The 20,432-nt window shown below is 59.7% G+C and carries 16 protein-coding genes; 6 read left to right on the forward strand and 10 right to left on the reverse strand.

What is annotated here, in order from left to right; all coding sequences use genetic code 11:
• Nucleotides 1-18: 18 nt before the first annotated feature.
• Together L0Y14_RS15900 and L0Y14_RS15905 are read right to left on the reverse strand one after the other, a co-directional pair.
• Complete coding sequence (locus tag L0Y14_RS15900) at nucleotides 19-747, reverse strand: LytR/AlgR family response regulator transcription factor (RefSeq protein ID WP_039959364.1); 729 nt, start codon at nucleotides 745-747, stop codon at nucleotides 19-21.
• A complete protein-coding gene (locus tag L0Y14_RS15905; protein WP_006475449.1) occupies nucleotides 744-1,820 on the reverse strand; it encodes a sensor histidine kinase in 1,077 nt (358 codons plus the stop codon). The genes L0Y14_RS15900 and L0Y14_RS15905 overlap by 4 nt, the downstream gene beginning before the upstream one ends.
• Before the next feature lie 55 nt (nucleotides 1,821-1,875).
• Between L0Y14_RS15905 and argH the strand changes: the two genes are divergently transcribed.
• The 4 genes from argH (at nucleotide 1,876) to L0Y14_RS15925 (ending at nucleotide 7,482) form a co-directional block, all read left to right on the forward strand.
• Nucleotides 1,876-3,270: an argininosuccinate lyase gene (gene argH / locus L0Y14_RS15910; RefSeq protein WP_005958476.1), complete on the forward strand. Its 1,395-nt coding sequence runs from the start codon at nucleotides 1,876-1,878 to the stop codon at nucleotides 3,268-3,270.
• Complete coding sequence (locus L0Y14_RS15915) at nucleotides 3,267-3,641, forward strand: nucleotide pyrophosphohydrolase (RefSeq protein ID WP_005958477.1); 375 nt, start codon at nucleotides 3,267-3,269, stop codon at nucleotides 3,639-3,641. The genes argH and L0Y14_RS15915 overlap by 4 nt, the downstream gene beginning before the upstream one ends.
• 189 nt (nucleotides 3,642-3,830) lie before the next feature.
• Nucleotides 3,831-4,652, forward strand: coding sequence for a GGDEF domain-containing protein (locus L0Y14_RS15920; RefSeq protein ID WP_006475448.1), 822 nt, complete (start codon nucleotides 3,831-3,833; stop codon nucleotides 4,650-4,652).
• A gap of 4 nt (nucleotides 4,653-4,656) precedes the next feature.
• The gene (locus L0Y14_RS15925; RefSeq protein WP_006475447.1) at nucleotides 4,657-7,482 is read left to right on the forward strand and encodes a class I adenylate cyclase; all 2,826 of its coding nucleotides are present in this window, start codon (nucleotides 4,657-4,659) and stop codon (nucleotides 7,480-7,482) included.
• A 41-nt stretch (nucleotides 7,483-7,523) separates the two neighbouring features.
• Here L0Y14_RS15925 and L0Y14_RS15930 read toward each other — a convergent pair whose 3' ends face one another.
• From L0Y14_RS15930 to L0Y14_RS15950, 5 genes are read right to left on the reverse strand one after another with little or no spacing between them, the layout of a single operon-like run.
• Entirely contained in the window at nucleotides 7,524-7,727 is a 204-nt protein-coding gene (locus L0Y14_RS15930) for a SlyX family protein (protein WP_005958482.1), read from the reverse strand.
• Between the two features lie 5 nt (nucleotides 7,728-7,732).
• Entirely contained in the window at nucleotides 7,733-8,065 is a 333-nt protein-coding gene (locus L0Y14_RS15935) for an ArsR/SmtB family transcription factor (RefSeq protein ID WP_006475446.1), read from the reverse strand.
• Nucleotides 8,066-8,075: 10 nt separating this feature from the next.
• Complete coding sequence (locus tag L0Y14_RS15940) at nucleotides 8,076-8,933, reverse strand: response regulator (RefSeq protein WP_005958484.1); 858 nt, start codon at nucleotides 8,931-8,933, stop codon at nucleotides 8,076-8,078.
• Between the two features lie 34 nt (nucleotides 8,934-8,967).
• On the reverse strand, nucleotides 8,968-11,283 hold the full coding sequence (locus L0Y14_RS15945) for an ATP-binding protein (protein WP_005958485.1): 2,316 nt from the start codon (nucleotides 11,281-11,283) through the stop codon (nucleotides 8,968-8,970).
• Between the two features lie 24 nt (nucleotides 11,284-11,307).
• Nucleotides 11,308-11,772, reverse strand: a complete 465-nt coding sequence (locus L0Y14_RS15950) for a peroxiredoxin (protein WP_006475445.1) — start codon at nucleotides 11,770-11,772, stop codon at nucleotides 11,308-11,310.
• Nucleotides 11,773-12,099: 327 nt separating this feature from the next.
• Here L0Y14_RS15950 and L0Y14_RS15955 point away from each other — a divergent pair, with 327 nt between their 5' ends.
• On the forward strand, nucleotides 12,100-13,161 hold the full coding sequence (locus L0Y14_RS15955) for an XrtA/PEP-CTERM system-associated ATPase (protein WP_005958487.1): 1,062 nt from the start codon (nucleotides 12,100-12,102) through the stop codon (nucleotides 13,159-13,161).
• 63 nt (nucleotides 13,162-13,224) lie between these two features.
• Here the strand turns inward: L0Y14_RS15955 and L0Y14_RS15960 are convergent, their stop codons facing one another.
• Nucleotides 13,225-13,434, reverse strand: coding sequence for a hypothetical protein (locus L0Y14_RS15960; RefSeq protein WP_139042015.1), 210 nt, complete (start codon nucleotides 13,432-13,434; stop codon nucleotides 13,225-13,227).
• A gap of 245 nt (nucleotides 13,435-13,679) precedes the next feature.
• On the opposite strand from L0Y14_RS15960, the gene L0Y14_RS15965 reads away from it, so the two are divergent.
• A complete protein-coding gene (locus L0Y14_RS15965; RefSeq protein ID WP_005958489.1) occupies nucleotides 13,680-14,090 on the forward strand; it encodes a hypothetical protein in 411 nt (136 codons plus the stop codon).
• Nucleotides 14,091-14,149: 59 nt separating this feature from the next.
• On the opposite strand, the gene L0Y14_RS15970 is transcribed toward L0Y14_RS15965, so the two are convergent.
• Together L0Y14_RS15970 and gltB are read right to left on the reverse strand one after the other, a co-directional pair.
• A complete protein-coding gene (locus L0Y14_RS15970) occupies nucleotides 14,150-15,604 on the reverse strand; it encodes a glutamate synthase subunit beta (protein ID WP_005958490.1) in 1,455 nt (484 codons plus the stop codon).
• A 93-nt stretch (nucleotides 15,605-15,697) separates the two neighbouring features.
• Nucleotides 15,698-20,323, reverse strand: coding sequence for a glutamate synthase large subunit (gltB, locus tag L0Y14_RS15975; protein WP_006475441.1), 4,626 nt, complete (start codon nucleotides 20,321-20,323; stop codon nucleotides 15,698-15,700).
• Nucleotides 20,324-20,432: the final 109 nt, after the last annotated feature.

The following is a 20,432-nucleotide window of genomic DNA, read 5'->3' on the forward strand; positions in this document are numbered from 1 at the left end:
ACAAGCCCAAACCTACTCTCACCGACTCAACCAGCGCCGTATCTCTGGCAAATGGCGGCGGCTCACCTCCAGCCGCTCATCACACCCCTGCAGACGCACCCAGGCACCGCCATTCGTCCCTCGCTCCAGCGCCACCAGCCGCTGCCGGGCGACCAGGGCGTTACGATGGATGCGCAACAGCTGTTCGGGATAACGCCCCTCCAGGCTCTTCAGGGACTCCTCCAGCAGTAGCTCGCCACCCGCATGGCGGGCCACTACGTATTTGGCCTCGGCCTTGAGGTAAATCACCGCCTCGATCGGCAGGGTCTCGAGCCCGCCCCGATAGCTGGAGCGCAGCGGCGGGGCGCTCGACGCCTGTGCCACGCTCAGCGCCGCCAGCTGCGGTCGGGTCAGCCGCCGCGCCTGCTCAAGCGCCTGCAGCAGGCGCTGTTTGCGCACCGGTTTCAGCAGGTAGCCCACCGCATTCTGCTCAAATGCCTGCAGCGCGTGCTCATCATAGGCGGTAGTGAAGATCACCGCCGGCGGCGTCGCCATCTCAGCCAGTCGTGCCGCCACTGTCAGGCCATCGATGCCTGGCATGCGGATGTCGAGCAGCAGCAGATCCACCTGCAGTTCGTCACACAGCTGCAGCGCCTGTTCGCCATTTGCCGCCATCGCCACTACCCGGTAGTCGCCACCCAGCTCGACCAGCAGCGCCGTCAACCGCTCCCGGGCGAGGGGCTCATCGTCCACCAGCAGGATATTCATGTCTCGCTCCAAGGGTAGGGGATCACCAACCGCACCTGATACATCCCATCCACCTTAGAATGAATCAGACTCGCCTCGGTATCGAAGCGCGCCGCCAACCGTTGGCGGATATTCTCCAGCGCCAGACGGTTGCCTTCACGCACCTTCTCCGCGCTCTCCGGCGGTAGACTGTTGCGGATACTAAGGTTGATGCGTCGGCGCCGGTAGCGGCCAACGATCTCGATACGCCCCCCCTCCGGCGCAGGCTCGATACCGTGGTAGACCGCGTTTTCGATCAGCGGTTGCAGGGTCAGCGCCGGCAGGGTCGCCGCTTCAGGCAGATCCTGCAGATCCCACTCCAGCTGCAGCCGCTCACCCAGGCGCAGGCGCTCCACATTCAGATAGTGACGCGCCAGCTCCAGCTCACGCCCCAGGGTCGAGTCACGCTGTGCATCGCCGAAGGCGGCGCGGAACAGATCCGCCAGATCCTCCACTACCCGTTCAGCCAGGGCCGGGTCGGTGCGGGTCAAGCTGGCCACCGTATTCATGCTGTTAAACAGGAAGTGAGGACGAATCCGCGACTGCAACGCCTGCAGCCGCGCCGCGCTCTCCGCCTGCTGCTGCCGGCGCCAGAGAAACTGCAGATAGAGATAGCGCAACAGCAGCAGGCCAACGATAGCGGCGATCCCCAGATAGCGCAGTAGCGCCTCCCAGTCGGCACCGTCGAAGGGGCGGTAGCTGGCGCTGGTCAGCATTCGCGCCGCCTCGCAGGCCAGCAGGGTTGTCAGCAGCAGCAACAGCCAGGCCGACACCCCCGCCACCCGGTTGCCAAACCGGCACAGCAGGGGGCGCAGCAGGCAGAGCAGCAGCGCGCTGCTCAGGGCGATCCACTGCACCACCAGCGAGAGGCTGCTCAGCTCGGTCCAGAACCGCGCTAGCGGCGTCGCTGACGCCAGCACCAGTAGCAACGCCAGTAGCTCGGCAGTGACCACCGCCCCGAATACCGCCCGGATCGAGCAGAAGTTGGGCAGAAAACAGCCGCTATCGCTTGTGCCCTGCCGTTTCGATTCGTCACGCCTTTCCACCTGATGCATGGAACATTCGCCTGTATAATGGTGCGCTTCCGGCCCGTTATTAGGATAGCCCCAGATGAGCGACAACAGCGCCTCCGCGAAACTCTCCTCCGCCCGCCTCAGCGCCCCCACCGACGCCTTTGTCGAGGCCTTCACCGCCTCGGTCGAGTTCGACCAGCGTCTCTACCGGCATGATATCGAGGGCTCCATCGCCCACGCCAGGATGCTGGCCCGCCAAGGCATCATCACCAGCGCGGAGCGGGACGCCATCGTCCAGGGGCTGGAGCAGATCCGCGAACGCATCGAGGCCGGCGGCTTCGACTGGTCGATCGCCCAGGAGGATGTGCACATGAACATCGAGGCGGCGCTCACCGCCGCCATCGGCGATGCTGGCAAGAAGTTGCACACCGGCCGCTCCCGCAACGACCAGATCGCCACCGACATCCGCCTCTGGCTGCGCGATGAGATCGAGGTGATCCGCGACGGCATCCTGCGTCTGCAGCAGGCGCTGCTCGACCTGGCCGAGCACGAGGCCGATACTATCTTGCCCGGCTTCACCCATCTGCAGACTGCCCAGCCGATCACCTTCGGCCACCACATGATGGCCTGGTTCGAAATGCTGGAGCGGGACCGGGAGCGCTTCGCCGACTGCAACCGGCGGCTCAACGTGATGCCCCTGGGGGCGGCGGCCCTGGCCGGCACTAGCTACCCCATCGACCGCCACTATACCGCCGAGCTGCTCGGCTTCGAGCGCCCCAGCGAGAACTCGCTGGACTCGGTCTCGGACCGGGACTTCGCCATCGAATTCAGCGCCGACGCCAGCATCCTGATGATGCACCTCTCGCGCTTCTCCGAGGAGCTAATCATCTGGTCTTCAGCCCAGTTCGCCTTCATAGAGCTCTCCGACAGCTTTTGCACCGGCTCTTCGATCATGCCGCAGAAGAAGAACCCGGACGTACCGGAGCTGATCCGCGGCAAGAGCGGGCGCATCTTTGGCCACCTGATCGGCCTTCTGACCCTGATGAAGGGGCAACCCCTGGCCTACAACAAGGACAACCAGGAGGACAAGGAGCCGCTGTTCGATACTGTCGATAACTTGCAGGGCTCGTTGAAGGTATTCGCCGAAATGATGCCCGGCGTCACCTGCCGCAAGCAAAACATGCGCGAGGCGGCGATGAAAGGCTTCGCCACCGCCACCGACCTGGCCGACTACCTGGTGGGCAAGGGGATGGCGTTCCGTGATGCTCACGATGTAGTGGGACGCGCCGTCGCCTTCGGGGTGGCCGAGGGGCGCGACCTCTCAGCGATGAGCCTTGAGGAGCTACAGGGCTTCTCCGCAGACATCGAGGAGGATGTCTTCAAGGTACTCACCCTGGAGGGGGCAGTGGCCGCCCGCAACCACATCGGTGGCACCGCGCCGAGCCAGGTACGAGCGGCGATCGGCAGAGCACGGGAGCGGATCAACCGATGAGCAGCTCGCCCACACCGCAGACTGACAGCCTGGCGCAGCTCAACCAGCGCCTCAAGATGTTTGCCCAGACACGCAACTGGGAGCAGTTCCACTCGCCGAAAAACCTCTCGATGGCGCTGATCGCCGAGTGCGCCGAGCTGGTCGAACATTTCCAGTGGCTCAGCGAGGAGCAGAGCTATCAGCTGCCGCCAGACAAACACGATGCCGTGGCGCTGGAGATGGCAGACATCTTCATCTATCTGATCCGCTGCGCAGAACGGCTCGATATCGACCTGATCGAGGCCGCCCAGCGCAAGATCGAGATCAACGAGGCCCGCTATCCCGCAGACAAAGTCTACGGTGATGCCCGTCGCGCCTCTGAATATGAGTGATATGAGGTTTTCCTCACTCGGGCTTCAGCGCATTTTTCACGCCAATGATCAGGGATTTCCCCTAAAGATTTTTTTTCCCCTGTCGCTAACTGCTGTGTAGATTGCCGCAGCCCAATTGCTGCGGTCGCATAACGTCAGCCGCTCCGTCGCGCTGGCCCGGGCATTAAAATTGAATCTGGAACTCCGGTCATGAGTGATCTGATCAACTTCAGTAAAGCGTTTTTCGAAGCCTGCCCCACCGGCATGCTGGCTTTCGACCAAGACTCCCGCATCTGCTGGCTCAACCCGGCCCTGGAGCAGATGCTCCATCTCGACTCGGCCGAGCTGATCGGCAAAGATAAACAGACCCTGCCGGAAGGGCTGCACCCCCTATTCGATGAGAGCGACATGCTCCACATCTCCATCAATGGCGATGGCGATGGCGAACGCTGGTTCCGCCGGGAGATCCGCGAGATCAACGACTCGGAACCCGGCCCTCTGCGCATTCACTACTATCAGGACATCAGCAACCAGATCAGCACCCAGCTTGAACGCGACGTGCTGAAGAGTCAGGTGGAGGAGCTGACCATCACCGATGAGCTGACCGGCCTCTCCAACCGCAAGGCCACCCTGCAGGCACTGGGTGTGCAAGTGACGCGCAGCCGCCGCTACGGCAATCCGCTGACCCTGGGGATAGTGGAGATCAACATCCCCAACACCCCCGAAGAGCCCGTACCCGAAGCGCTCATCCTCACCTTTGCGCACTACCTGCGTGACCGACTGCGCTGGGCCGACACCATCGGCCGCTACCAGAGCAATCTATTTATGCTGGTGCTACCAGAGACCAGCCTGGCCGATGCCGGGGTGCTGCTCGAAAAGATCGTGCAGGAGTGTCACGAGGGTGCGCTCAGCCTGCCCGATAAGACACCACTGCCACTGATCCGCTACGGGCTTGCCCATTGGGAGAAGGGCTTCGATCCGCAACGCCTGATCGATTCCGCTCAGCAACAGCTTGAGGAGACCACCAGCTAAAGCGATGCCTGAATCGCGCGCCATTAGTTTCGATGAGGGAATCAGCCGCAAAGATCTGAAGATCATCCGGCAGCGCTTCCAGCGACTCCACCGGGAGCGGCTGCGGCGCATCCTGGGGGAGCTGAGACCCACACAACAGGATCTGCTGCAGCTGTTGCCGTTGCTGTTTCACATCAACCATCCGGTACTGCCAGGCTACATCAACAGCAAGGTACCGGCCGGCATCCCTGACTTCAGCCCCTCGCGTAAGGCTTTGGAGGCAGCCCACCACCTGAATCGCAGCTTCGATTATAAAAAACGCGCCCACCGAGTGTTTCACATCCTCGGCCTCTACCTGATGGGCAGCATCGGCACCATCGGCCAATCGTCTGGCAGCGACTTCGATCTCTGGCTCTGTCATGCCCCGAGCCTCTCGGAGAAGCAACGCCAGAATCTGCAAAAAAAGATTAATGCGATCGAACGGGAGGCCGATGCACTCGGTATCGAACTGCACATCTTCCTCGTCGATCCAGAGCGGTTTCGCCGCCGGGAGGCAACCAAACTCGATGCCGAGAGCAGCGGCAGCACCCAACACAGCCTGCTGCTGGAGGAGTTCTACCGCAGTGCGGTAATGCTGGCCGGCCTCCCCCCCCTCTGGTGGCTGGTGCCCCCCGACAAGGAGCAGGACTATCAGCGCTACACTGAAAACCTGCTGGCAAAGCGTTTTGTCGAGCCCAGTGACCTACTCGATCTGGGCGGACTCGATCAGGTCCCTGCCGGGGAATTTTTTGGCGCCGCACTCTGGCAGCTCTACAAGGGCATCGACTCACCCTACAAATCGATCCTCAAGATCTTCCTGATGGAGGCCTACAGCAAGCACTACCCTGACACCCCGTGGCTTGCCCTGCAGACCAAACGCGCTATCTACGCCGGTGAGACCGATCTTAACCAGCTCGATGCCTATATCCTGATGTATCGTCAGGTGGAAGAGTACCTGACACAATTGCAGGACCAGGAGCGCCTTGAGCTGGCCCGGCGTTGTCTCTACTTCAAAGTCGACAAGCCGCTCAGTCGCCTCTCGACACATCATCACTGGCGCACCCGCGAGCTGCTCAAACTGACCCGGGAGTGGGGCTGGAGCCAGACTCAGCTGCAGATGCTTGATACCCGTCCAGAGTGGAAGATCGACCGGGTAATCCGTGAACGCAACGTGATGGTCAGCGTGCTCTCGCGCAGCTACCGCCTGCTCACCGACTTTGCCCGCACCCATGCCCAAACCAGCACCATCGACCCGATGGAGCTCAACCTGCTCGGACGCAAGCTCTACACTGCACTGGACCACCGCCCCGGCAAGATCGACAGCATCAATCCCGGCATCTCAAAGAATCTTACGGAGAGTGAGCTGTCACTCCACCACAGCCCCTCGAAGGCCGGCACCCTCAGCTGGATGCTGTTCCGCGGTAAGGTCGAACAGGCCGATCAACAGCAGCCGATCAAGGTCACCCTCAATCTGGTAGAGATGCTGCTTTGGTGCCTGCTCAACCAGGTCTGGGGAAGCGCCACCTTGACCCATCTGTTTCCCAGCCACGGTCCGATCAAACGCCACGAACTGAACGCTATCTTTTATGATCTCCAGCACCTCTTCCCGCAGCACAAGAGCGCACATGTGACGATTGACCAGCTCGCAGGCCCCGCCTATCCCACCCTAATCGCGCTGTTCGTCAATCTCGGCCAGGATCCGATGCAGCACCTCTCCGCTGAAGGGAAACAGCTCACCAGCGACCGCTACGACCCACTCAGCTACGGTTCAGCCCGTGCCAACCTATTGATCAATATGGAAGAGCTGGTGGTAACCAGCTGGGGCGAGCGGCTGGTGCTGCACCGGGAGGGGCCGGAGGGTCTGCTCGACTCTCTCTGTCAGCTGCTGACAATGCAGCAGCAGCCAAGCCAAATGCCAGCCCTGGCGCACATCGAAGCATTCAGCCACGCTGCCAGCAAGGGCCCACAGGTGGCACAGCGACTGGCCGGGCTGTATCGCCACATCCTGGGTTATTTCAACCAGCAGCCAGGCCACGGCGGTCGTTACGCCTTTCGCATCAGTGAAGCGTTCTATCTGATCCAGCAGAAGGAGCAAGGCTTTCAGTGGCGTAACCTCGACTCCTTCGAACATTTTCTGCAGGCGCTGGAAACACCACAGCATGTGTTTCAGCCTCTGCAGATCGACCCCCGCATCCTGCGCCAGACTCCCTACCCAGCTCTCTATCGACACAATAAGCCAGATCTCATCCAGCTGTTTTTTCATGTACAACGGGAGTCGGTGCAGATCTACCTGCTGGATGAACAGGGTGCGCTGTTCCGCCAGTCGATGCTGATGGATAGCCCACGCTTCATGATGCTGCAGCAGCGGCGGTTTCTGAACAGCCTGCAACAGCTGCGACTGATGCTGCCAGGGGGGGCGGGCAATCTGCTCGCTGAGACCGAGTTTTACGAGCTAAAACAAGCGCCGTCCGGCGACTGGAGCATAGAGCGGCGCCGAGTACCGCTGAACGGTCCGGACGACTACATGGAGCTGACCCTGGTCACCGACTCCCTAGCATCCGACGCCATGCCAGTGGCTCTGGTATGTGGTGATCGTGAGTTCAGCCGGCTTGAATATGGCGAGATGATCTACAGCGCCACCGCAGGTTTTCTGCAAGGACTACGGGCAGGCAACAAGCGCTATCCAATCTATCTGACCTCACTCAGGATTAGCAGCATGCGCCAGGATGAGGCACCAGCCACCGTGACCCTGCTAAAATTGAAAAGGGCGATTGAACAGAAGCTTAACCACGCCCTGGAAGAGCTTGGCTGAAGATTGCCCTTTTATTCTATGTCGACCGGGGTGAGCCGTTCTCAATAGTGCGGCGGAGGCGGCTCCACCGCATCACTTTCCAGTGGCGATGGCGTGAGCGCACGCAGCCGTTGATGCACGGTCTCCAGCTCCGCCTGCAGCGCATTGATGACCTGCTGCTGATCCAGCAGCGCACGATTCAGTGCCTGGATGCTCTCTTCCTGAAAGGCCACACGAGTCTGCAAATCGATCAGCGCTTCATCCATCGTTTCTACCTCGGATAGCGGTCATCAAGATTGGCAGGGCAGAGCACATTGCGCATGGTGCCGATCAGGTCGAGTAACTGATGGTTGCGGATACGGTAGAAGATCCGGTTTGCCTCCTTGCGGGAGACCACAATGTTCTTGTTACGCAGCTGCTCCAGGTGCTGGGAGATGTTGCTCTGTGAGGTACCGGTACGCTCCACGATCTCACCGACAGACAATTCACTGTCGCCCAACGAACAGAGGATCTTCCAGCGCAGTGGATGCGCCATCGCCTTCAATGCATTGGCCGTTAGTACGGTATCTTCACCTTGGATTTCCGGGTCTGTTGGTTCACTCATGACACACTCCTCAGGATGCTGAATCAACTGCATCCTCTTCACGTACATATCCAGTCATATCCTTTGCAATGCAGATGATATGCTGAAGTTCCCCCGCCTCATCCTTCACTGCGGTGCGGGAGAACAGTATCGGTACCCGCCGACCATCCTTGGCGATGAACCGCGCCTCGATGCGGTTCAACGCTCCGGTCCGAATCAGAGCCTCAAGCCAGGTGCCGAAGAAGGCACCCGCCTGCTCCTGCTCCTCCTCCTCGAAGATATCAGCGATAGTCATGCCAACCAGATCATCTTCAGGATAGCTCAGCATCTCACAGGCGGCAGGGTTTACCGATTCGATCTCTCCCTCCGGATTAAGCAGCAGCAGCGCCTCGCCCATATGGGTGAGGATATTCTCCAGATGGCGCTTCGCTGCCGCCAACTCCGCGGTGCGCTCTTTTACCTTCTGCTCGAGCACCCGGTTGAGGCCACGCTCCTTCTCGATCAGGCGGAAGTAGGTGCTGATCTTGTTGATCAACTGATTATCATCGATCGGCTTGAGCAGATAGTCCACCGCGCCGACCTCGTAACCCTTCTGCTGGAACGCCTCGGTCTTGAACGCCGCGGTGAGAAAGATGATCGGGATATCTTTGGTCTTGCTGCGGATCTTCAGCATCGAGGCAGTCTGGAAACCGTCCATCCCCGGCATCTGCACATCGAGGATGATCAGGTCGATAGCCGGCTCATGCAGCGCGATGTCGATCGCCTGCTGGCCGGAATCCGCCTCGAACACCTGCACATCCATGTGGCGTTCGATTAGGGTCCGCAGGGTAAAAAGGTTATGCTCATGATCGTCAACGATCAGTAACTTGAATCCGGTGTAGCGCTTCATCTGCTCCTGGCGGTCCGTCAGCTTGTCTCAATGGTCATGCGGGCAGGTGCCGCTCGATCACTGTTTTCAACTCCTCCATCTCGATCGGTTTGGAGATGAAATCATCAGCCCCCACTTCGAGACAGCGCTCCCGATCTTCAGCCGTCGTGTCTGCAGTGAGCGCGATGATCGCCATGGCACTGAAGCGCGCCTCTTCGCGGATACGGCGAATCGTATCATAGCCATCCATACCCAGCATCATGGTATCTACCAGTGTGATGGCGAAGTCACTCTCTTCATTCAGCGTCTCCAACACCTCGTCGCCATCCCCCGCAGCGGTCACCTCCAGGCCCCAGCCCTCGAGCAGCGGCGTCAGGGCCAGCAGGTTGTTCAGGTTGTTGTCGACCAACAGCAAACGCACCCCCGTGAACGCATCCACAGGCGGCTCCTCCGGCTGCGATCGCGGCCGACTGACGGTAAGCAGAGAGGGCTGTTCCGGCGGCGGCTCTATCGCAGCATCAGCCGGCGGTTGCAGCGGCAGACAGAGAGTGAATCGTGCGCCCTGCTGCTCCTGGCTCTGCAGCCTAATCTCGCCGCCCAGCAGCTGCGCTAGCTGACGGCTGATGCTGAGCCCCAGCCCGGTACCGCCAAAGCGCCGATTGGTGGAGCCATCCGCCTGCTTGAAGGCTTCGAAGATCAGTTCGTGCTTCTCCTGCGGGATGCCGATACCGCTATCCTGCAGCGCAAAACAGAGCGGACAACAGGCGGAGTCCAGGTCTCGATAGACATGCAGGATTGCGCCGCCTTCTGCGGTAAACTTGATCGAGTTGGAAAGGAAATTCTTCAATATCTGCCGCACCTTCTCCTGATCGGAGAGAAAGCCATCCGGCAACTGCGGATCAAATTCCGCCTTCAGATAGAGCCCCTTGGCCTCGAACTGGGGCTGCACCAGCTCCAGCAGCTCCTCTACCATGCGCCTGATATCAATCTGATCAAGGACAAGGCCAGCCTGCCCGGCCTCGATACGCGAGAGATCGAGGATGTTATCGATCAGCGCCTTCAGGTCGCTGCCGGCCTCGTGGATCACCTTTAGCTGCTTGCACTGCTGCTCGCCCAGATTGTCCCCCTCCTCCCTCAGCATCTTCGACAGCAGCAGGATCGAATTCAACGGGGTGCGCAGCTCATGGCTCACATTCGCCAGGAACTCTGATTTGTAGCGGTTCGACTCCTCCAGCTGACGGGCATGCTCGCGCTGGGCCTGGGTGTGATGCGCATGGGTCTCGGCCAGGGCGGTGAGCTTTTCACCGAGCTCTTCGATCTCCCGCGGGCCACGCCAATGAAACGCCACCGGTTGATCCGATTTCAGCACCCGCCCGATGCCATCGGCCAGGGTTTCGCTGAAATGGGCGATCTGCTGGGCAATCCAACGCGATGAGAGCAGGACGATGATCAACGCCACCAACACGATCAAGATCACCCGCAACGAGAGGCTGGTACGAAACTCGGCCAGCGGAGAGGGGTCCACCGAACGCCCCACCCAGAGCGGGCCAGACTCTTCGGTCATAAACAGGGGCACCCAGATCACCTGCTGCTTATCTCCTTTCCAGAGCGCCAGGCTACCCTGCCTGAATATCTCCTCCAGCCCCTGAAAATCCGCAAACGCAAGCGGCCGAGTGTCGCCCTTGAGACGCTCTTCAAGGTAGGCGCCGTTGTTGGTGACCCACAGGGTGTCCCGGTAGGCTTGAGCCATGCCGCCGACGTCGATGCTGATCGCCACCGCTCCGATCGGCCCACCCGGCTTGGCCCGCTCGAACACCGGGCTGATCAGGGTCAGCGTCATCAGCCGACGCGGGTCGTTAGTGCGCTGATTGAGGCGAATCTGGCTCACTCCGACGAAACCAAATTCCCGCCTGATACTCGCCTGAAACAGTGCCTTTGAGGGCAGTTCAGGTTTTTTGATGGTTGGCTTCCACTGCTGGTCACGGGAATCCCGCTCCAGCCAAAAGCGCGGTCGCCCCTGATTATCGATGAAGAGAATCTGCACGATATCGAGCTGGTCGCGCAGGGTCTCATTGATCCAGCCGGTATAGCGCAGCCGGGCAGCATCGATCTCCGACGACGACTTCTCAGGCTGCCGTTCCAGAATCGTGCCCGGCTCGGGGAGTTTCGCCAGCAGGCGCAGGATCACATGGCGGCTGGCCAGATGCTCGTCCAAATCCTTAAAATCGGCGCGCAAGTTTTGCAGGTGCGCCTTATGGTAGAACAGCTCCATCCGATCGAGCACGAACGGAAGGTTGATCGCCACCATAGCAATGAGCGGGATGAACCCGTAGAGAAACAGAAACAGCAGCAGTTGGGTACGTAGTTTCAATCCCTCATCCCAAGATTGTCTGGCTCAGAGCTGCTGCACCAGCTGCAGCACCTCGGCGGCATGCCCCTTGGGCTTGACATCATAGAGCGCATGCCGGAGCACTCCATGCTTGTCGATGATGAAGGTCGAGCGCACGATTCCCATGCGCTTTTCTCCGTGCGCCTCTCGCTCCTGCCAAACTCCATAGACCTCACACGCCTCGCCATCTGGATCGGCCAGCAGGCGCACCGTCAAACCATGTTTGTCACGAAACGCCGCATGGCTGACGCAATTGTCCCGACTCACCCCAAAAATCTGTGTGTCGGACTGCTCAAACGTCTCAACCAGGTCCGAAAGTTCCACCGCCTCGATGGTACAGCCGGTAGTGTCGTCTTTGGGATAGAAGTAGAGAACTAGGTTCTTTTTACCTATAAAGTCTGTGGATTTAACCATATACATATCGGCATCCGGCAATTCAAACTCCGGTGCCACCTCTCCGATTTGCAACATAAACGCTCCTTTTCGGTTATTGAAATTATGCGACGTTCATTAGGCATGGAAGATAGTTGAGCCGGTTTGGCAGCGTCAATAGGGGGAAACGCCCGATGCCAATCCCCGCTTTTTCCAAGATATGAACCGATCAACGCTTTGCGGCTCGTGCTGTATGCAAAGCAAACCTTTCTATGCATAATTGAGCCGGTGAAATTTCACGATTTCCGCAGCTGCCGCCGGGGTTCCCTGACAAGTCTTTAACATGACTGACCTAGGAATTAAGATCCCGACCCGGGCCAACGGCCACTCCAAGGGACGGTAAAGAGACCATACGGGCAAGATCTAATGTATGACGATTTCTACAAGCTGAAAGGCAAGCCCTTTCAACTCACCCCAGACCACAAGTTTTTCTTCAACAGTAAGGGCCACAACCGCGCAATGGCCTACCTGCGCTACGGTCTCGAGCAGGGCGAAGGATTCATCGTCATCACCGGCGGTATCGGAACCGGCAAAACCACCTTGGTGCGCAACCTGTTCCAAGAGATATCCAACAAAGATGTGATGGCCGCCCAGCTAGTCACCACCCAGGTCGATCCTGACGATATGCTGCGCATGGTCTGCGCCTCCTTCGGTCTGGCCCACGAGGGCCTCAACAAGGCCACCCTGTTGCATAATCTGGAGGCGATCGCCCGCACCCGTCATGCTGAGGGCAAGCAGATCCTGCTGGTGGTGGACGAGGCACAGAACCTGCCGGCCCGCTCTGTCGAGGAGCTACGCATGCTCTCCAACTTTCAGGTTGCTGATAAGGCACTGGTACAGACCTTCCTGCTCGGCCAGGAGGAGTTCAAGCGCACCCTGCAAAGCCCCGGCATGGAGCAATTCCGTCAGCGCATCATCGCTTCCTACCACCTAGAGCCGCTCAGCGCTGACGAGACCGAAAAGTACATCAAGCACCGACTGCAGCTGGTTGGCTGGAAGAATGATCCGGAGCTCACTGACGAGGTCTTCAAGAAGATCTTTGACTTCACCAATGGCGTTCCGCGCCGGATCAATTCGATCTGCGACCGCCTGATGCTCTACGGTTGCCTCGAAGAGCTGCACACCCTTGACGACAAAGCCATCGACTCGGTAATCACTGAACTTCAGCAGGAAGTCAGCTACCAGCAGCCAAATCAAACACAACTCGCGTCAGTCTCGGAGATACACTCCAGTGGCAATCGGGCAGTCGCTGGCGGCGGTATCAGCATCTCGCCGGATGTAGAGATGAATGCCGAAGAACTGATCTACCGCATTCAGGACCTGGAGAAGGAGATCAGCAATATCAAGCGGACCATGCAGAACGAGCAGAAATTGTTGCGTAAGGCGATCCTGCTGCAGATGGATATGGACGAGTTTGGCGACAATTGAGCCTTCCGAAACCTTGATATCGAAGAGAGGGGCTGCGGCAGCAAGCCGTTGCCCCTTTTTGTTTCAGTCGAGTTCAGGACCGAGTACTACATCGACTTGGATAAAACCCCGCGCCTCCAGCGCCTCTGCAATATCATCCCATGAGTAGTCGCCCTCTGACTCCTCGGCCTGGGCAATAATGCCGGTGGCATAGCGAAACGCCTCACTGGCATCCAGATCATTGGGAATCGAGACCACCCTGATCTGCTCAAAATGGGTGCTAGGAAGCACCATCAACTTCTCCTTCATGAAAACCTCGGCTTCTCTGCTTGCAACGACAAGGAGCAGCATAACCGACCTGAAGTCTCCATAAAACCAAGCTATTTCTTCAGCTTAGCCAGCCACCCAGGCAGGTCAACTACACTCTTTTCTATCAGGATCACGCACCTCAGCCATACACGATGATTTAATCCCACTGTTATTAGACAATCTGCCGGCCACCCTCGTCACTGGCCCGATCAAACTGAAAGGAGAAAACAATGAGTGACTATTTCCACCTTGCCGAACTGGTGCCACCGGCAATCTACACCCGGTTTGGCGAGCAACGGGCTTGGAATTTCGTTAACCGGCGCGCCTATAAGAATCTCATCAAACTGCGCAAATATCTTGGCAAGCCGCTCATAATCAACAACTATCACTGCGGTGGAGAGAGAGAGTGGAGTGGTTTTCGAACCCCCGAGAGCCCCTACTTTTCGGCCACCTCACAACATGCCATTGCCAATGCCTACGACATCATCTGTGTCGGCCTCACGCCCCAGGAGATGCAGGCGGTCATTCAGGAGAAGTACCAGCGCTTCAACATTGGTGGACTGGAGATCGCCCCCAGCTGGACCCACATCGACTGGCGTTTCAATCCCGACCAGGAGCTGACGGTTTTCCATCTGACCTGAGTGACAACCACAAAAAAAGGGGCCGCAGCCCCTTTTTTAGCCAGCCCGATAACTCAGCTTTATCGAGGTAGATCAGACGAACCCATCAGATATTCGTCCACCGCCTTGGCGCACTGCCGCCCCTCACGGATCGCCCAGACCACCAGCGACTGCCCCCGGCGCATATCTCCCGCCGCATAGACCCCCTCGATCGAGGTCTTGTAGGCATCCACACCTTCGGTCTCACCCTTGACGTTGCCGCGGCCATCCAGCTCCACGCCCAGCTCTTCGAGCATGCCCTCGTGAACCGGATGAACAAAGCCCATCGCCAGGGTGATCAGATCGGCCTTTAGTTCGAACTCAGAGCCCTCGACCTCGGACATCTGCCAGTTGCCCGCATCATCCTTATTCCATTCGACCTTGACGCACTTCACCGCCTTGACCTGGCCGTTGCCATCGTCGACAAACGCCTTGGTGGCGACCTGCCAGATGCGCTCGCAGCCCTCTTCCTGAGAGGAGGAGGTGCGCATCTTGTTGGGCCAGTTGGGCCAGGTGATGGATTTGTCCTCCTTCTCCGGCGGCTGCGGCATGATCTCCAGCTGGGTGACGGAGGCTGCGCCATGTCGGTTGGAGGTACCGATGCAGTCGGAGCCGGTATCACCACCGCCGATCACCACCACATGCTTGCCTTCGGCAGAGATAAACTCATCCTCGGGGATCTGATCACCCTGCACCCGACGGCTGTTGGTGCGCAGAAAATCCATGGCGAACTCGACGCCCCGCAGTTCGCGCCCCGGAATCGGCAGATCCCTGGGTTTCTCAGAACCGCCGGTCAGCACCACTGCATCGTACGCCTCGAGCAGCTGCTTCGCCTTGATGTCGACACCTACATGCACGTTGGTCTTAAACTCGACCCCTTCCGCACGCATCTGCGCCATGCGCCGGTCGATCACCTTCTTGTCCAGCTTGAAGTCGGGAATGCCGTAGCGCAGCAGACCGCCAATGCGATTCTGCCTTTCATAGATCACCACCGCATGACCAGCACGGGCCAGCTGCTGCGCCGCCGCCATGCCGGCAGGACCGGAGCCGACCACCGCAACCCGCTTGCCACTCTTGTGGCGGGGGATCTGTGGCGTCACCCAGCCCTCTTCCCAGGCCCGCTCGATGATGCTGTATTCGAGTGTCTTGATGGTTACCGGGACATCGTCAAGATTGAGTGTGCAGGCCGCCTCACAGGGGGCAGGGCAGATCCGACCGGTGAACTCAGGGAAGTTGTTGGTGGAGTGCAGCACATCGATGGCAGCACGCCACTCGCCCCGATAGACCAGGTCGTTCCAGTCGGGGATGATGTTGTTCACCGGACAGCCCTGATGGCAGAAGGGGATACCACAATCCATGCAGCGTGCGCCCTGCTGACTCAGCGCCTCATCGCTGAGCGGAATCATAAACTCGCCGTAGTGAGTCAGCCGGTCGGCGACCGGCGCATAGCCGCGGTCCTGGCGCGGAAACTCTTTGAAACCTGTGGGCTTACCCATCGTTAGTTAACTCCGGTTTTTATCCGCGAGGAACGCAAAACAATAAACTCTTTGCGTGTCTTGCGTTTTTCGCGGACCAATAATCAATGGCTATCAGGCGCCGGCCCCGGCCTGCTTCTCTGCCTGCAGCGCCTTCAGTGCGCGACGGTACTCCACCGGCATCACCTTGACGAACTTCGGCAGGTACGCCTCCCAGTTGTCAAGAATGTTCCTCGCAACCTCAGAATTGGTGTAGTGCAGGTGGTTTGCGATCAGCTGCTTGAGGCGGATCGCGTCGAAGCGGGTCATGTCGTGACTGACATCAACCCGACCATGGGTCTCCAGATCACCGCCCTGGTGCTCCAGCGCCTCCAGCGCGTCGTCCTCTTCGGCGATCGGCTCGAGCTCAACCTGAGCCAGGTTGCAGCGAGCCTCGAAGTCGCCCGCCTCGTCGAGCACATAGGCGATACCGCCCGACATGCCTGCAGCGAAGTTACGGCCGGTACTACCGAGCACCACCACGACACCGCCAGTCATGTATTCACAGCCGTGGTCGCCCACGCCCTCTACCACTGCGCTGGCACCGGAGTTGCGCACGCAGAAACGCTCACCGGCGACCCCGCGGAAGTAACACTCACCGGAGATCGCACCGTACAACACAGTGTTACCGACGATGATGTTCTCCTCCGCCTTGCCGATCTTTGACTCGCTAGGCGGGTAGATCACCAGACGTCCGCCAGAGAGGCCCTTGCCGACATAGTCGTTGCCTTCACCGGCCAACTCCAGGGTTACGCCTTTGGTCAGCCAGGCCCCAAAGGACTGACCAGCAGTGCCTTTCACCTTGATATAGACGGTGTCATCCGGCAGCCCAGCGAAGCCGTACCGCTCCGCCAGCCGACCAGAGAGCATAGTGCCAAAGGTGCGGTTGTAGTTGTGGATGTCGATCGCGATCTTCACTGCCTCGCCCCTCTCCAGGGCGGGTGCGGCCTGTTTGATCAGCTCGTTGTCGATCGCCTTGTCGAGACCATGGTCCTGGCGCTCGCTATTGTAGACCGCATCGCCCTCGGCGGCTTGCGGCTTGGCCAGCAACCGGGAGTAGTCGAGCCCCTTCGCCTTCCAGTGGCCGATCGCCTTGCGCATGTCGAGACGCTCGGACTGGCCGATCATCTCGCCAAAGCTGCGGAAGCCGAGCTTCGCCATCAAACGACGCGCTTCCTCGGCGACGAAGAAGAAGTAGTTGATCACATGCTCGGGCTTGCCGGTGAAACGCTGGCGCAGCTCAGGGTCCTGAGTGGCGATGCCCACCGGGCAAGTGTTGAGGTGGCACTTGCGCATCATCAAGCAGCCTTCAGCGATCAGCGGTGCGGTGGCGAAGCCGATCTCATCGGCGCCCAGCAGGGCGGCGATCACCACGTCACGACCGGTGCGCATGCCGCCGTCAGCCTGTACCGCGATGCGTGAGCGCAGGCGGTTCAGCACCAGAGTCTGGTGGGTCTCGGCGAGGCCGATCTCCCAGGGCGAACCGGCGTGCTTGATCGAGGTCAGCGGCGAGGCGCCAGTGCCGCCATCGTAGCCAGAGATGGTGACATGGTCAGCGTGGGCCTTGGAAACGCCAGCGGCAACCGTGCCCACACCCACCTCCGAGACCAGCTTGACGCTGATCCGCGCCTTGGGCTGTACGTTCTTCAGATCGTGGATCAGCTGGGCCAGATCCTCGATCGAATAGATGTCGTGGTGCGGCGGCGGCGAGATCAGCCCCACACCCGGGGTGGAGTGGCGTACCCGTGCGATCTGCTGGTTGACCTTGTGGCCCGGCAGCTGACCACCCTCACCGGGCTTGGCACCCTGGGCCATCTTAATCTGAATATCATCGGAGTTGACCAGATACTCGGTGGTTACGCCAAAACGGCCGGAGGCGACCTGCTTGATGGCGGAACGCTCCGGGTTACGCGAACCGTCCGGCAGCGGATTGAAGCGCGCGGGCTCCTCGCCGCCCTCACCGGTGTTCGACTTGCCGCCGATCTGGTTCATCGCCACCGCCAAGGTGGAGTGAGCCTCATAGGAGATGGAGCCGAAGGACATGGCGCCGGTAACGAAACGTTTGACGATCTCCTTAGCCGGCTCGACCTCGTCCAGCGGGATCGGCTGCTCGGCAAACTTGAACTCGAACAGGCCGCGCAGAGTCAGCAGGACCTCATTCTGTTCGTTGATCGACTTAGCGAACGCCTCGTAGCTGTTCCAGTCGTTGGCACGTACCGCATGTTGCATCTTGGCGATGCTCTCAGGGGTCCAGTTGTGATCCTCACCACGTAGCCGGTAGGCGTAGTCGCCGCCCACATCGAGATGCTTCTGGTAGATCTGCTGCTCACCAAAGGCCTTGCCATGCCACTTCACTGCCTCGGCGGCAACCTCCAACAAGCCCGCACCTTCGATGGTAGTGGTGGTACCGCTGAAGTAGTCGTCGATGAAGACGCTGGAGAGACCCACCGCATCGAAGATCTGCGCACCGCAGTAGGATTGGTAGGTGGAGATGCCCATCTTCGACATCACCTTCTTCAGCCCCTTACCAATCGCCTTAATGTAGCGGGCCTGGGCTTCGGCAAACGCCAGCGGCTCAGGCAGTGAGGCAAGCTGCGCCTGGATGGTGTCAAAGGCGAGATAGGGATTGACCGCCTCGGCACCGTAGCCGGCGAGTGTGGCGAAGTGGTGTATCTCCAACGCGCCACCAGTCTCGACCACCAGCCCCGACTCAGTACGCAACCCTTTACGGATCAGGTGGTGGTGCACCGCAGAGGTGGCCAGCAGCGCCGGGATGCCGATGTTGTCGGCATCGACCCGGCGGTCGGAGAGGATCAGGATATTGTAGCCCTCTTCAACACTCTGCTCTGCCAGTTCGCAGAGCGCGCTCAGCGCCGCCTTCATCCCTGCCGCGCCCTCGCTGACAGGGTAGCTGATATGCAGGGTCTTGGTGCAGAAGGCACCACCCGTGTTGTCTTCGATGTGGCGGATGCGCTCCAGGTCCTCATTGGTCAGCACCGGCTGGGAGACCTCCAGGCGCTTTTGTCGACCCGCATCGGAGAGGTTCAGCAGGTTTGGCCGCGGCCCGATCAGGCTCACCAGCGACATCACGATCTCTTCGCGAATCGGGTCGATCGGCGGATTAGTCACCTGGGCGAAGTTCTGCTTGAAATAGGTGGAGAGATGCTTGGCACGCAGCGACAGCACCGAGGGCGGGTTGTCTGCACCCATCGAGCCGGTGCCCTCCTGGCCAGTCAGCACCATCGGCGTGAGCAGGAATTTGATGTCCTCCTGGCTGTAGCCGAAGGCCTGCTGAGCGCGCAGCAGAGTCGCGGCATCCGGAGCCATTGGAGCGACATCCGAGGGGAGGGCGTCCAGGTGGATCTGGGTCTTATCGAGCCACGCCTGGTAAGGCTTGGCGCTGGCGATCTGCTGTTTCAGCTCGGCATCGTCAATGATGCGCCCCTGCTCCATATCGATGAGAAACATCTTGCCCGGCTGCAAACGCCACTTTTTGACGATCTTCTCTTCCGGGATATCGAGCACGCCCATCTCAGAGGCCATCACCACCAGATTGTCCTCGGTGATCAGGTAACGGGCAGGACGCAGGCCGTTGCGGTCGAGGGTGGCGCCGATCTGCCGGCCATCGGTGAAGGCGACTGCGGCAGGGCCATCCCAGGGCTCCATCAGGGCCGCATGGTATTCGTAGAAGGCGCGGCGCTGCTGATCCATCTGCTTGTTACCGCCCCAGGCTTCTGGGATCAGCATCATCATCGCGTGAGAGAGGCTGTAACCGCCGGCCACCAGCAGCTCCAAGGCGTTATCGAAGCAGGCCGAGTCGGACTGGCCTTCCGGGATCAGCGGCCAGATCTTTTCCAGATCCTCGCCCAGGATACCGGAGGCCATCGAGTGCTTACGCGCCCGCATCCAGTTGACATTGCCGCGCAGGGTGTTGATCTCACCATTGTGGGCGATCATGCGAAAGGGGTGGGCCAAATCCCAGGTGGGGAAGGTGTTGGTGGAAAAGCGCTGATGCACCAGCGCCAGGGCGCTGGTCATCCGCTCATCACGCAGATCTTCATAGTACTCACCGACCTGGTTCGACAGCAGCATGCCTTTGTAGACGATGGTGCGCGAGGAGAAGGAGCTGAAGTAGAAGGAGCTACCGCCTTCCATCTCAGCCTTACGCACCAGCTGTTCGATCTGCTTGCGGATCACAAACAGTTTGCGCTCGAAAGCTTCCTGATCTGCACAGTTGTCGCCACGCGCTACGATCACCTGACGCACCACCGGCTCGGTCGGGGTCACACTGTAGCCGAGACCGCTGTTGTCTACCGGCACATCACGCCAGCCGATCAGCTGCTGGCCTTCTTCCTTGATAAGGCGCTCGACGACCTCTTCGCAGACAGTGCGGCTCGCCTCGTTACGCGGCAGAAACAACATGCCAATCGCGTACTCACCCACCGCCGGCAAATCAAAATCGACGACTGCGCGGAAGAAGACATCAGGCAACTGCATCAGGATGCCAGCACCGTCACCCGCCTTGGGGTCGGCACCGACTGCACCACGGTGGGTCAGTCGATCAAGAATCTCCAGCCCCTGCTGGACGATCTGGTGGCTCTTCTCGCCCTTGATGTTGGCAACAAAGCCGACACCACAGGCATCATGTTCGTTAGCGGGATCGTACAACCCCTGGCGCGGAGGTAAAGCACCTTGGTTCATTGCAAAACCTCTAAGGTCGATTAATGCGCCAAGGCCGGATATAAACCAGACATTTGGCGCTTATTCAAGGCAGTTGAATCCTGTTTGGCGCTGATCGCCGGGCAATAGC

Origin of the sequence: Candidatus Endoriftia persephonae (assembly GCF_023733635.1) — a bacterium.
GTDB lineage: Bacteria > Pseudomonadota > Gammaproteobacteria > Chromatiales > Chromatiaceae > Endoriftia > Endoriftia persephonae.